This window comes from Desulfobulbus rhabdoformis, assembly GCF_016919065.1.
Classification (GTDB): Bacteria; Desulfobacterota; Desulfobulbia; order Desulfobulbales; family Desulfobulbaceae; genus Desulfobulbus; species Desulfobulbus rhabdoformis.
The window spans coordinates 18261-30761 of the sequence record NZ_JAFFQA010000052.1; the positions used below are offsets into that span (position 1 = coordinate 18261).

At 46.2% G+C, this 12501-nt stretch carries 10 protein-coding genes; 5 read left to right on the forward strand and 5 right to left on the reverse strand.

Annotation, left to right across the window (positions count from 1 at the left end):
• Positions 1–291 precede the first annotated feature (291 nt).
• A complete protein-coding gene (locus JWJ90_RS19565; RefSeq protein ID WP_205228911.1) occupies positions 292–687 on the reverse strand; it encodes a cytochrome c3 family protein in 396 nt (131 codons plus the stop codon).
• Between the two features lie 797 nt (positions 688–1484).
• Here JWJ90_RS19565 and JWJ90_RS19570 point away from each other — a divergent pair.
• The 4 genes from JWJ90_RS19570 to JWJ90_RS19585 all read left to right on the forward strand — a co-directional run bounded on the left by JWJ90_RS19570 (position 1485) and on the right by JWJ90_RS19585 (position 6611).
• Positions 1485–1886 carry a hypothetical protein gene (locus JWJ90_RS19570; RefSeq protein WP_205228912.1) on the forward strand — a complete coding sequence of 134 codons (402 nt, stop codon included), beginning with the start codon at positions 1485–1487 and terminating at the stop codon, positions 1884–1886.
• Between the two features lie 1372 nt (positions 1887–3258).
• Positions 3259–4380 (forward strand): multiheme c-type cytochrome, encoded by a 1122-nt coding sequence (locus tag JWJ90_RS19575; RefSeq protein ID WP_205228913.1) that lies wholly within the window; start codon positions 3259–3261, stop codon positions 4378–4380.
• Positions 4381–4416: 36 nt separating this feature from the next.
• Positions 4417–5040: a cytochrome b/b6 domain-containing protein gene (locus JWJ90_RS19580; protein ID WP_205228914.1), complete on the forward strand. Its 624-nt coding sequence runs from the start codon at positions 4417–4419 to the stop codon at positions 5038–5040.
• Positions 5041–5090: 50 nt separating this feature from the next.
• Entirely contained in the window at positions 5091–6611 is a 1521-nt protein-coding gene (locus JWJ90_RS19585; RefSeq protein ID WP_205228915.1) for a sigma-54 interaction domain-containing protein, read from the forward strand.
• A gap of 388 nt (positions 6612–6999) precedes the next feature.
• Here the strand turns inward: JWJ90_RS19585 and JWJ90_RS19590 are convergent, their stop codons facing one another.
• Positions 7000–8127, reverse strand: coding sequence for a YibE/F family protein (locus tag JWJ90_RS19590; protein WP_205228916.1), 1128 nt, complete (start codon positions 8125–8127; stop codon positions 7000–7002).
• 95 nt (positions 8128–8222) lie between these two features.
• Positions 8223–9758: an alkaline phosphatase gene (locus JWJ90_RS19595; RefSeq protein ID WP_205228917.1), complete on the reverse strand. Its 1536-nt coding sequence runs from the start codon at positions 9756–9758 to the stop codon at positions 8223–8225.
• A 292-nt stretch (positions 9759–10050) separates the two neighbouring features.
• Between JWJ90_RS19595 and JWJ90_RS19600 the strand changes: the two genes are divergently transcribed.
• A complete protein-coding gene (locus JWJ90_RS19600; RefSeq protein ID WP_205228918.1) occupies positions 10051–10389 on the forward strand; it encodes a Kazal-type serine protease inhibitor family protein in 339 nt (112 codons plus the stop codon).
• 599 nt (positions 10390–10988) lie between these two features.
• Here JWJ90_RS19600 and JWJ90_RS19605 read toward each other — a convergent pair.
• The gene (locus JWJ90_RS19605) at positions 10989–11924 is read right to left on the reverse strand and encodes a hypothetical protein (RefSeq protein WP_205228919.1); all 936 of its coding nucleotides are present in this window, start codon (positions 11922–11924) and stop codon (positions 10989–10991) included.
• Complete coding sequence (locus JWJ90_RS19610) at positions 11902–12387, reverse strand: hypothetical protein (RefSeq protein ID WP_205228920.1); 486 nt, start codon at positions 12385–12387, stop codon at positions 11902–11904. The genes JWJ90_RS19605 and JWJ90_RS19610 overlap by 23 nt, the downstream gene beginning before the upstream one ends.
• Positions 12388–12501 lie beyond the last annotated feature (114 nt).

The window sequence follows — 12501 nt, forward strand, 5'->3', positions numbered from 1 at the left end:
TATTTGTAGTGGGCATGGCCCGCTACAAATACTCACGGTTTACTTGGTTTTTACCCTGGATTCAAGAATATGCGGTCGTTACAAAGCCAAAGGCTTACGGGTGTCTTGAATAATTAGATTTTTCAATCAAGGCCAGGTAAGCGTAGACTCCGAGGATTGCGCAAAATTTTACCGCAGGCATATAATTGATATCGGAGTCTTCGCTTACCTCCGAGGATAAAATTTTAAGCATGACGAGGTAAGCGCCAGACTCCGCGGGATTGGCAGAAAAAGCAATTATTCAAGATGCCCTTACTTATGGCAGACGCTACACTTGGCCAGCTTGGGATCTGTATTCTTATGACAGGTCTTACATTGCTTATGCGCGGCCTTTTTAAAAGTATTCACCTTTGCTGACATTGTCACCTCTTTGGTATTATGACAGGTCTCGCATTTTTCAATCTTTTGCCCTTCAACATAGTCGATCTTTTTACCTTCCGCATCTTTGCTGTGATGACAGGCCGAACATTCCTGAAGAGTTTGATGTTGTCCATGGGGAAAAGCAGACGGTTTGGGTTTACTATTTCCATCAATGGTTGATTCCAAAGTAATTTCAGCCGGGCCTTTATCTGCTGCCTGGGCAAGGCTGAGCACACATGGAGCACAGCACAGGGCTACAAGACAAGTATGAATGAGTGATTTTTTCATTGCATTCCTCCTTTTTTTCCTTTGTTTTTTCACGGGGTGCATGGGGACTACCTATTGATTCTGTATAAAAATCATGGGAAAACAGTTTTTCGCCTGCCGTCCCCTCAAAACGAACCCCTTGAACGTAAGCCAGCCTGTAACAGTCATATCCCCCCCCCAAAAAAAAATGGGGTGGTTATGGCATCCTGCCTCTCAAAGCACAAAATATGCCTTCATGTCTGTAGGCTCATTCTTTTCTTTTTCCCGCTGGCCCTCTGCGCATAGAAATGGCGAGACTTCCCTGGTTTTTTCCCTGGTAATAGGCTGTTAGCCCCTTGGGGCAGTTGCCCGTTTGAGGATACACGCAAAGCCCCACGGGCTGGTTTTGTGCTGATATCATCACATGAAATCGTGTTCCCCTTTTTTGGGGGCGGGCGATATTGCAATTATGCAACCTGCCTTTGAGAGGGCTGATTATTCTGATTGCAGCAGGGGAGAGGATGGTCTTGAAAGGATTTTTCCTAACAACTTGTTATCAGGTGAAAAGCTATTTTTTCAGGAGAGGGAAGAACTTCATTTTTTTAGGTAGGCACGCTTGATGCTACTTAAAGGGCAATGGTGCAAACAATGCTTTGTCTTTAACCTGAATCTGTGTTGCTATCGACCTGCTTACGTACAGGCGTACGCGGCACAGGGCCGATGGCTAGTCTTTCCGGCAGCCCACATCGCTTTCAGGTTCGATAATGCGGTAGCTTCAGGATTCCCCTGATCGATTACGAGAGACCTTCTCATTTTACTCACTTGAAAGGAGACATGTTATGAGCCAATGGTTAATTTTTTTAGCGATTATTCCTCTGTCAAGCCTACATCTCACCAAGAACTTCAACATGAGAAACAGATGGATGTGGAATGGCATCGCCTTTGGTGCTGTTGTTGCGCCGGTGAGTTTTGGCCTGCTGCAGATGACCTATATTCCTGTTTTAGGAAAATTCGCTGGCCTTGTCGGCCTTGTTGGTAACCTGGTTCATGGCTCAGTGGGGTATATATGTTTGCTCGGGAGCGGTATGCTTGAATTCAATACCTTGATGACCGGACCACAACTCTGTCTGGTTAATTTGGTGAACGGTCTTCTCTTTGCCTACGCCTATGGCATAATCGGCCATTCAATCGATGAAAAATTAAAGACCAGTGCGGCCAAATTGTCGGTAATGGCTGCTTAAAACCACCTGAATCTTACCTTCCCAATCTCCCCGGATAGCACATCATTTTTCACCTCTATTACGGTGAAAAATGATGTGCTTTTTTTCTGAACCCATGATCGCTGAACAGCGTATCCTTTTTAAAAAGCAGAGATTTATTCCTGAATCCGTGAGCATTCATCAGTGCGCCAGTTTCGTTGTTTGTGACATGCCGATTAAAGTAAACTTTATCGGTATGTTGCAGGCAATGAAGGTGGCGTGCTAATGGATGCCCCAAAGGGCGGCGGGTGCAACTGAACAATACATGAATTTGCAAAAATACGTTGTCTTATTAAAAATATACGTTGTTCAGTGACCACCCGCCGTCACGGATTCGGGTTATTGAAAAGGACATGGCTTGCTCAGCTTCACTCGCCACCCCGATGAATGCCCACGGATTCAGCCTGTTGTCCCCAGTTGTCTTGCATAAAGGGGGGGCAAAATGACCACACGGAGTAATTCCCAAGCAAAACCGTTATCTGCTCCCTCTTCGCTTTCCCTGTATCCCCCTCTCGTATTGCTTTCTATTTTCACTGGTACCCATTCATAACGAGCTTAAGTTGCCTCTTTTTTCCTGATTGCAGATCTGCAATCTCTTCCTTGAAAAATGGTTGCAAGGGTGCAATCGGTTATAACGTATTTAACTATAACTTGTTGTAATTATATCATTTATTTTGTTGGCATGCCTGATGCTACATGTCCTGTGAAGTTTTGTGTCCAGTTGAATGTCAATTACAGAGTCCGGTGGCTGGCAATTAGAACGGCCGGTACCCCGGAAAAGGGCTCTGAGCTACTCAGCGTAATCGAGGAGGCTTCCGGTGTCTGGAAAACACGTAAACGGAAAGCAGGTCAAGGTTTACCAAGAAGAACGAAGAAAGGGGAAAACACAACGAACAGCGGCCGCCATTGCGGGCATTTCAGAACGTACAGGTCGGCGAATTGAAAATGGAACCTTTAGGCTTGCGGCCGGAAAGCAGCGACACTGGAGAACTCATCCTGATGATTTTACAGGGGTTTGGACCCAGGAGATAGTCCCGATGTTGCAAGAGGATCCTCAGGTGAGAGCCTCGGCATTATTCAGATACTTACAGGAAAAATATCCAGGGAAATTTGGCCCCAACAAATTGCGCACATTTCAGCGTCGGGTGCATGTCTGGAAAAAGACTAATAAAAAGCCCTGAATTTGTGCGGTAGAGCCTTCCATTGTAAGAGAACGGCGGCTGAAATGGATGGCAGCCCCAGTGAACAAAGCAAGGCAACCTAAATGACGGACAGAGGACAAGCTAATCTACGTTTATGGAAAAAATGTTAACCAAACGCAAAGAGCATGGAATTTAACACCTACGGAGGTGCAATGAAATCGATGAGCACTGTAACACGCTATATGGAGGCATGCCTGTTGGCGGCCTGTACCCTCTCATTTTCTCAGGCGTTAGCTCTTGAGAATAGTGAATGCATGGAGTGTCATAGCGACGAGACACTGACAAAAGAGAGTACGGACAACATCTTACAGATGGAGTTGACCAAATCGCTCTACGTTGATGAAGCTGCATTTAACCGCTCTGTGCATAATGCAAATGGTATCACCTGTGTTGACTGTCACGCCGATATTGAAGAGTTGAACTGGGATGATGATCTCCCTCATGCTGCAACCCTGCAACCCGTGCAATGTGTGATGTGCCATGAAGAGTCTGCTGTCGAGTTTAAGGAGAGTGTACATATGGCCATGCGAACAAAAGGTATAACCATGACCTGTTATGCCTGCCATGGGTATCACAGTGTGAAGCAGATGGCCTCTGCGTCGGTATCAGAGCGGATGGATTATGTCTGCCTGAAGTGCCACAATCCCTATCAGTCGCACGATTGGCTACCTTCCAAAGAAGCCCATTTTGCCAATGTTGACTGCGTGGTCTGTCATTCTCCGGAAGCACCGCGCCACACCCACCTGCGATTCTTTGATTTGGCTGGCTCCACCTACTATCAGACTGATTCACTCATGGAAAAAATAGGGGTGAAGGCCAAAGATTTCATGGCAACGGTGGATACGGATAAAGACGGGGCCGTCAACCGGGACGAATTCGACGATCTCATGCTCAGGCTGAAACTCAAAAACATCCGTACTGTTCTCCACGCCGAACTCGTTGCCGCTATCGACGCCTCAGCGCATGGTATCGTCAAGCAAGGGGCTCAGAAAGAGTGTAGCCAGTGCCACTGCTCCAACTCGTCCTATTTCAAGGCGGTCAACTTCGTTTTTACGGATCCGGATGGCGGGCTTGTTCATCATGAGGTCGATCGCTCAGTTTTGGAAAGCTACTACGTCAGTCATTTTTATCTTCTTGGCGGCACTCGAATAAAACTCCTCGATAAGATCGGATTGATCATTGTTGCCTGCGGTGCCCTTGTTGTGCTTGGCCATATTACCATTCGGGTTCTGACAGTCCCTTGGCGTAGAAAACATTCGGCTGATAGTGAGTAATATGCTGGAATAAAATGAATTTATGGGAGATTTGCTATGTCATCTAAAGAAAACATGTTGTACGTGCATCCGGTTCCTGTCCGTCTCTGGCACTGGATTAATGCATCCGGATTTATTGTGTTGATTGGGACCGGTTTTCAGATTCGTTATGCGGAGAGCATTCATCTGATGAGCTTGAATCACGCCATAACCCTGCATAATTATATCGGCCTTATTGTTGTCGCCAACTATTTTATCTGGCTCGGATTTTATTTCAGTACGGGAAAGATACGTATATACGTGCCCGACTTTCCACGACTCATTCCCCAAATAATCACGCAGGTGAGGTATTATGGATACGGGATTTTTAAAGGAGACCCCAATCCGCATGCAATGACCTCCCAGAATAAGTTTAATCCTTTGCAGCAGCAGGCATACCTGGCGATAATGATTTTCATTCTTCCGGCGCAAATAATTACGGGAATATTCCTGTGGAGGATTGCAGGATATGAAGAATATATTAATCTGCTTGGTGGTATTAAAATTATCGATACAGTTCACGTTCTCCTTTTTTTCTTTTTTATCTCGTTCATCATTGTCCACTGTTACCTGTCGACGTTGGGCAGCAGCATGCTGGCCCATTTCAAGGCCATGGTGACGGGATACGAGGAGCATCACTAACCCGTTTTTATGAACATTTTGTCCGATTACTCACCGTATGGAGTTCCACAATGGAAACACCGACTGTTGACAAAGGCTCCACTCCAATTTCTCAGAGCAGAAGGCCCGGTCGAGGTGACGATTCCACACTTGTTCGACAACAGGCGAGGCGAAAAATTCGAAAAAATGCCGTGGATAAAAAGAACGAGCTCCTGGATCCACAGGAAAAATGTAAGGGATCCCGCGAGGAATCTCCCGATTCTTTTAGTCGAAATATCCTTGAATCGATTGCTGACGGTGCGTTCACGGTAAATCATAAATTTGAGATCACCTCATTTAACCGGGCAGCAGAAATTATTACTGGCTTTAATCGTCAAGAAGCAATCGGTATGAAATGTTACAATGTTTTTCGTGCCAATATTTGTATCGCCGACTGCGCTTTGAATAAATCCATTGAAACGGGCACGGAGATTTTTAATCAGAAATATACGATTAAAGATGTGGACGGAGATGAAGTCCAGGTTGCGGTGAGCACCTCTGTTTTGCGTGACAGCAAAAATAAGATGATCGGAGGTGTGGAAACCTTCAGGGATATTTCAAGCCTGGCCTGTCATCGGAAAAAGATTGCCTCTAAATACAATTTCCACAATATCATCAGCAAAAATCATAAAATTCAAAAGATTTTTGCTACCCTTCCAGCTATTGCCAAAAGTGACAGCACGGTCCTCATAGAGGGGGAGAGCGGTTCCGGAAAGGAACTCTTTTCCCGGGCGATTCATGACTTGAGCCATAAAAAAGGCCCCTTTGTCGCATTAAACTGTGCAGCCCTACCTGATGCCCTGCTGGAATCGGAACTCTTTGGTTATAAAAAAGGCGCTTTTACAGGGGCTGTCAAAGACAAACCCGGAAAATTCGCCCTGGCTGAAAACGGAACCATCTTTCTTGATGAAATAGGGGATATTTCGCCAGCGCTGCAGGCAAAACTGTTGCGTGTACTTCAGGAGAATGAGTATGAACCACTTGGTTCAACAACTACCGTCAAGACAAATGCCAGGGTTGTGTCGGCAACCAATAAAAACCTGAGGCAGATGATTGAGGACAACGCCTTTCGTAGCGACCTCTTTTTTCGACTCAATGTCATTCATATATCTCTACCGCCTTTTAGCGAGCGGAAAGAAGATATTCCTCTTCTTGTTCAGCACTTTATCAATAAGTTCAGAAAAGCAAAAAGGACAAATATTCAAGGCGTTTGCCCGGCAGTGCTCAATATCCTCATGCAGTATGATTTTCCCGGTAATGTACGTGAGCTGGAAAACATCATAGAGCACTGTTTTGTGATGTGCCGGGATACGGTTATTGATATTGAGAGTCTGCCAGAGGAAGTACGGCATTCGGTCATTGAAACCGTCGTCGAGCAGGATGAGACAGCTGAAGCCAACCCCCTATCCAACGCGGAAGCCAGCACCATCATCGCCGCCCTGCATCGCTATGATGGGCATCGAAAGAAAACGGCGGATCATCTGGGGATAGATAAAACAACCCTTTGGCGGAAAATGAAAAAGTACAACATTTCGTATCCTCCCCTGAAATAAGGCTGAGGTCTCTTGTGCTCAGTTCTTTCGATTGTCTGATAGGGCGAACTCCGGTAGCTGTTTACACGCAAAGGGGGGCCACAGTTATATCTGTACCGGTACTTTTCAATGGGCAGGAAAATGCGAAATCAGCGACGCAATATTTATGCGGTGATCACTGTACAGAGTATTCTTGGAAGGGAAGACCGGGCCCGTTTCCTTACTCTTTATGAGGATAGAGCAAGATTGTTGCCGTTGCTGCATCTATTGGGAATCTTGAATAATTGCTTTTTCTGCCAATCTCGGCGTCATGCTGAAAATTTTATCCTCGGAATATCAACTATATACCTGCGGTAAAATTGCCAGCAATCCTTGACCTTGATTGAAAAATCTAATTATTCAAGACACCCTATTGTTCGGCAGTGTCTGAGCTGAATTTTTGAGAATAGAGAAGGGCGCCAATGGCAGCGGTCAGTGGAGCAACAGTTACCAGGCCAAAACTGCCGACCATGGTGTTGAGCACTTCGGCTGCGACGAAATTGATGTTAAAGATCTGCTTCAGCGGATAACCAAGCCCCATGAAGTTCATCAATAGGGCCATATAGCCACCCGAATATGCCAGTAAAAGTGTCGTGGTCATCGTACCGACAACGCTTCGTCCGACAGCCATGCCGGAGAAAAACAGCTCTTTTGTCGTGATATCATTTTTTTTATGCTTTACCTCGGCAATTGATGCGGCAATGTCCATTGCCAGATCCATTACCGCTCCGGAACAGGCTAGAAATATTCCCGAGAGGAATATACCGTTAAAATCCAGATGCGCATATCCGGTGTAGAATAAATTCTCAGTATAAGGGCGTACTGCACCATTGAGGTGGAATCCTGAAAGAAATATTCTTGCCAGGAGCCAGGTGACAATAAGGCCTGAAAAGGCGCCGAGAAAGCAGGTCAGCCCTTTCCTGGTCCAGCCGCCGACCAGGAAGCTGACAGAGCCGGTAAGGGCGGCAGTAACAGCAAGTGAAACAGGGATTGGCGCAACATCTTTCATGAAGAGGGGAATCAGCACCTTCCATATCATCAGGCCGGCAAAACAAAACGACAACAGGGCTTTGAGTCCTGTAATTCCGGCAACAGAAAAAAGAAGCACGGCAAAAAGGGCAACCAACAAGAGTTGATGATTCAGGCGGTAATAACCTCTGGTGTAGGCCAGATTTATTTTCCCTTCATGCAGCTTGTATTCAACGAGTATATGATCGCCCGGTTTATATATCTCATCATACTCCATTTTGCCAGACAGTGGATTGACGACTAACGCTGTTGTTCCTTTGTGCGGGCCGCTTTCCAACTTAATTTCAACGTCCTGTGTTCCTGTATAAACAATCTGCCGGTGTTCCATTCCGTTGTTGTCAACGCTCAGAACTTCAGCCTTTTCCAGGTAGGAATTTTCAGACTGACTGCTTTCAAATCCAGTGGGGATGAAGATGAGGATAATGCAGCAGATGGTAAAAAACAGTGCGATAATTGCGTCTTTATTCATGAGGTTTCTAAGGTATATAAAAATGGGCGGGAAGAATGATTCTTCCCGCCCCTCAAGCTAAAAAGCCTTGATTTTTTTCTGAAAAAACCAGCTGATTAATCACCGATTTTAACGTCCATAATCATGGCGAGTTTTTTAGCGACATCGGTATTGTCGTAGTAGCCGTTGAAAGTATCTGCAGCAATACCATCGGCAAAAACAGGAACAGGGACAGCTGTATGAGAATAAGATGTCCAGGCGAGACCTGATTTTCGGTCAATAATGTGGGTCAGGGTAACTGATAGAGGATTGTATGAGCCATAAATAATAGATTCTTCATCGTTTCTGGATTTGCTTTCGAGCATTGTTTTATCGTAAGCATTTTCAAGCAGCTGCTTTTCATATGCGGTCAGGTCATCCGCTTCTTCTGCAGTCAGGTTGCTGCCATCAAGGCCGAAATTGACGAAGATGGATTTCCACATGTCACCATTGATATTTGAAGGAATTTTCCCTTCGTAGACTTTCATGAAAGGCTTGGTGATTGTGTTGTCAAAATCATCATAAGCGATTTTTTGATTATTCAGTTTTTCAAAATATGTTCCGTATGCAGTTCCTGCAAAGCCAATGGTCATACCGCCGCATTCATGGTCGCCGGTAACGACAATCAGGGTCTCTTGCGGATGAGCCTTGGCGAATTTAACGGCTACACCAACTGCTTCGTCGAAGGCGATGGTATCATCAATCGCGGCGCGAGCGTCGTTGGCGTGAGCGGCCCAGTCGATCTTGCCGCCTTCCACCATCATAAAAAATCCGTGACTGTTGCCGCTCATGAGATCGATGCCTTTTTGAGTGAACTCAGCCAACGTGATGGAGCCTTTGTAGGTATCACTGTTTTTTGTGTTTAATGCGTAAGGCATTGCATTTGAAGAGTCCAGGTATGGGTTAACAGCAATGGCAGGGGTTGATTTGAGACCGTCAAATTCTTTTCGGGTATTCACATAGGTCCAGCCTTTTTGGGTAGCTTTCTGCTCAAGAAGTTCGTAACGCTGGTCGTTTTTCAGCTCCTTGTAGGCGCTGCTTTTGTATTTGTTGACGCGAAAACCGCCGCCGCCATAGTAATCGAAACCACTGTCGAGCAGGTTTTCACCAATGGCTTCATAGTTGTTCCGTGTTTTGTTGTGAGCGTAGAACGTTGCAGGTGTTGCATGGTCGATGGAAACACTGGAAAGGATACCAACCATCATCCCTTTCTTCTTGGCGGCTTCTGCCAGGGTTGTATAGGGTCTGGTTGCATCGGCATCCATGGCGATTACACCGCAATTTGTTTTCATACCGGCAGACAGGGCGGTTCCTGCAGCTGCAGAATCGGTAATAAGACGGTCGTTTGCATAGCTGGTTTGCATACCGGCTGCAGAGAATTTACTAAAGTTGAGCAGCTGCAGTTTTGCGCTGCCCGGAGTGGCATCGTCAGCTTTGCCAGCAGCAAGGTAGGCCTCAGTTGCCTGAACCTGGGGAGCTGCCATGCCGTCGCCAATAAAATAAAAAACATATTTTGGTGCAGGAGCACTGCTTGCGAGAGCTGTGCCGGTGAAAAGTGCGGTGGCAAGGAAGGCTGTACCCGCAACCTGCCATTTTTCTAGACGTTTCATCATTTTTTTTCTCCCTGTTAAGTAAGAATAATCGCCTACGGAGACTGTTTTTCAGTATGAAAATTTTTTCGGGTTTATGTGTTTTGAAAAATCCGCAGAAACACAAAGCTTAAAATATTCAATTATTTCATACTGGTTATATGTTAAAAAAATGTTAATTGACTAATAGGAGTCCATGAGGTGTTAGAGTAAATTCTTTGAATGATTTTTATGGTTGACAGCAGTGACGTCAAAGTAAACATGGTGCTGACCATGGGGCAGGTTACGATATCAAGCCAACAATTCAGGTGGACACATGATTACACTTATCAGATCTATCCTATTTCTGATGTTGATTTTTGAAGGAGCAAATGCAACTGAAGGATATAAATGTAGCTCCAATGCAGATTGTTCCGAATGGGAATATTGCAATGCAACCCAAATCTGCCCAGGGAATGGCGTCACCGGAAAATGTAGAAGAAGGCCTCAGACATGCCCTATGGACTACGTTCCAGTTATAGGTTGCGATGGTATAGAATACTCAAATGCTTGCATGGCTGCGGCCAAAGGGCAGGCCGTGAAGGGCGAGAGAAAAAGAAAAAGCCGTCATAACAAAACCAGGTATAAAAGAAGGCATAAAAATCAAAACGATTAGTCTTTTCTTTTTCTTTATGGAACAATAAAAAGTCGGTGTGCAAAGCAATTATATGATTTAGAGCTTTTTATTCATCTGTGATGATTATGTTTTTTCCAGATATACCTGATGGACAGCGAAGCTGAAGATGATACGTCAGGCATCTGGACCGTTGAGGCATTGGATATAAAGCTTGGCGTTTTACCCAATACACTTGCTATTGGTACGTTCAGGACGTTAATGGCCTTTTAGAGATAGAGGTCTGTGATAGTAAACCTGAGATTAACCTTGAAGAGTGGGATCATGCATCTATCGGGTACTTCACAATAAAATCGGGGCGTTTAACTGGTTTTGGATGCAGCGATTATCGTCCCGGTGCAGCCGAGATCGAAATAAACCCAGGGAAATTTGCTGCTCTTGCAGTTGCCAGAGGTCTAGGCTCAATGACCGAGGAGTGGGAAGACGCAGCTGATTTCTATAAGGTTATCCTGCGGCCTTCAGGCGGTAGTGAGTGTAAGGCACTAAAGTGCTATGAAAACAGATAACGAACAAGAAAATATTTTTCATGGTCTGAGCTTCAACCATATTGAGGTGTCGGAAATTGTCACGACAACGCTCTCTCATCTCTCCCAAACCGTCAAGCCGACCATCACCGTTGTGTCGTCGTTCGTTACCGGGGGGATTCTACCGTCGGTCAGCCGAACATAAACAGCGTTGACTACGCCCCACAACGGCTCATCACCAAAGCTGTAACTCAATGATCCTGCCGTATAAACGGCTTCATCCTTATCGGCATCCCGGTAGGCCTGGGAGAGCCCATCGCTCTTGTAATAACGCAGGTCAACGTGAGCGTTTAGCCCGTCGAGCGAATCTGAAAGCCACTGCCCCACTGGGAGCTTCCATGATGCGAACAGCCGCACTCGACGGGAGTCGTCCTCACCACCCAGGGTTTGTTCCAGATCGGAGTGATCATTGAAAACAAAGTCGTACCCGACAAAGATCGATGGAACCAACGCCTTGAATCCCTGATTCTCGGTCAACACGTAGCCAACTTCAGCGCCGCCGGTCAGGTTCCGGTTTTCAAGAGCCTGATCTGTTTCGTAGCCAGCGAGCAGGCTGAAGCTCAGGTGCCCCCAGTTAAATCCTTCCTTTTCAGTCCTGTATTCACCCGGTTTGTCGCCAAGGCTGACGATAGCTGGACGATAGAGGTTGATGAAGGTCGAGATTCTGGCATTGGCCAGCAGCGGCTCGTTGTTCAGATCTGCATCGCCCGCCAATGTTCCATTAGTCGCAACACCTGCACTTATACTCTTTCTAAAAGCCTGGTTTTCGGATTCGGACCATAGGGTTTTCATGAGGCTGATATCGTAACTCAAAGCCGGGGTCCACTGACTGTCGGCCGAAAGCAGGCCAGGCCTAAACTTGTAGTTGTGATCCCAGGAACCGGTAGCGAGGACCGGGCTGCTCGCCACAAGGAGAAGGAGCAGTGCAGGCATGCTTTTTCGCAGGGACAGCATCACTCCCCATTTGATCTTACTCAAAATTATAGATGGCATCGCAGGCTCCCCCGGCTTCGTGGATGTAGGTTGATGCATTATTGAAAATTTTCTGCAGGGACGCTAAGGCCTTGGCCGATGTCTGTTTCTTTTCATAGCCCCCGCCATTGGCGCGGAAAAAGGAGTCCAGGTCTTCCGTCATCGCCTTGAGCTTGAGATTCCAGATTTTGTCAGCCTCAAAGCCTTTGTTCCAATAGGCGAGATCTCTTAGTTTGAGCATCCCGACCTTATCGAACCCCTTGCCCTTCTGCTGTTCACTGAGTTGTCCCTCGGCAAGGAACACGTAGAAATAGGCGTGGACTTTGTTGTTCCAGCTCCACTTTGGTCCCAACGAAGGTTTGGGAAGAGTCACAGCCGGGCCATAAAGCTCTTTGATCGCGTTTTTCAGCCAGGCCGGAGATTCGCTGAGGAGAGAACTCCTTTGCTGGTAGACGAACCGGATGTAGTTGGTGTAGATTCGCATTCCCGCCGCCCCGAAAATCCGCTTAAATTCTCATGAAGCATTACCAGTAACGAGAAAGTCTCTACCAGTCAAAGTAAGAAAAATGATCACCACGTGGTGTGGTCGTGGATTGCA

Excerpts from the sequence above, each read along its gene's own strand:
- JWJ90_RS19565 (WP_205228911.1), bottom strand. The coding sequence starts at position 687 with ATGAAAAAATCACTCATTCATACTTGTCTTGTAGCCCTGTGCTGTGCT.
- JWJ90_RS19570 (WP_205228912.1), top strand. The coding sequence starts at position 1,485 with ATGAGCCAATGGTTAATTTTTTTAGCGATTATTCCTCTGTCAAGCCTA.
- JWJ90_RS19575 (WP_205228913.1), top strand. The coding sequence starts at position 3,259 with ATGAAATCGATGAGCACTGTAACACGCTATATGGAGGCATGCCTGTTG.
- JWJ90_RS19580 (WP_205228914.1), top strand. The coding sequence starts at position 4,417 with ATGTCATCTAAAGAAAACATGTTGTACGTGCATCCGGTTCCTGTCCGT.
- JWJ90_RS19585 (WP_205228915.1), top strand. The coding sequence starts at position 5,091 with ATGGAAACACCGACTGTTGACAAAGGCTCCACTCCAATTTCTCAGAGC.
- JWJ90_RS19590 (WP_205228916.1), bottom strand. The coding sequence starts at position 8,127 with ATGAATAAAGACGCAATTATCGCACTGTTTTTTACCATCTGCTGCATT.
- JWJ90_RS19595 (WP_205228917.1), bottom strand. The coding sequence starts at position 9,758 with ATGATGAAACGTCTAGAAAAATGGCAGGTTGCGGGTACAGCCTTCCTT.
- JWJ90_RS19600 (WP_205228918.1), top strand. The coding sequence starts at position 10,051 with ATGATTACACTTATCAGATCTATCCTATTTCTGATGTTGATTTTTGAA.
- JWJ90_RS19605 (WP_205228919.1), bottom strand. The coding sequence starts at position 11,924 with ATGCCATCTATAATTTTGAGTAAGATCAAATGGGGAGTGATGCTGTCC.
- JWJ90_RS19610 (WP_205228920.1), bottom strand. The coding sequence starts at position 12,387 with ATGCGAATCTACACCAACTACATCCGGTTCGTCTACCAGCAAAGGAGT.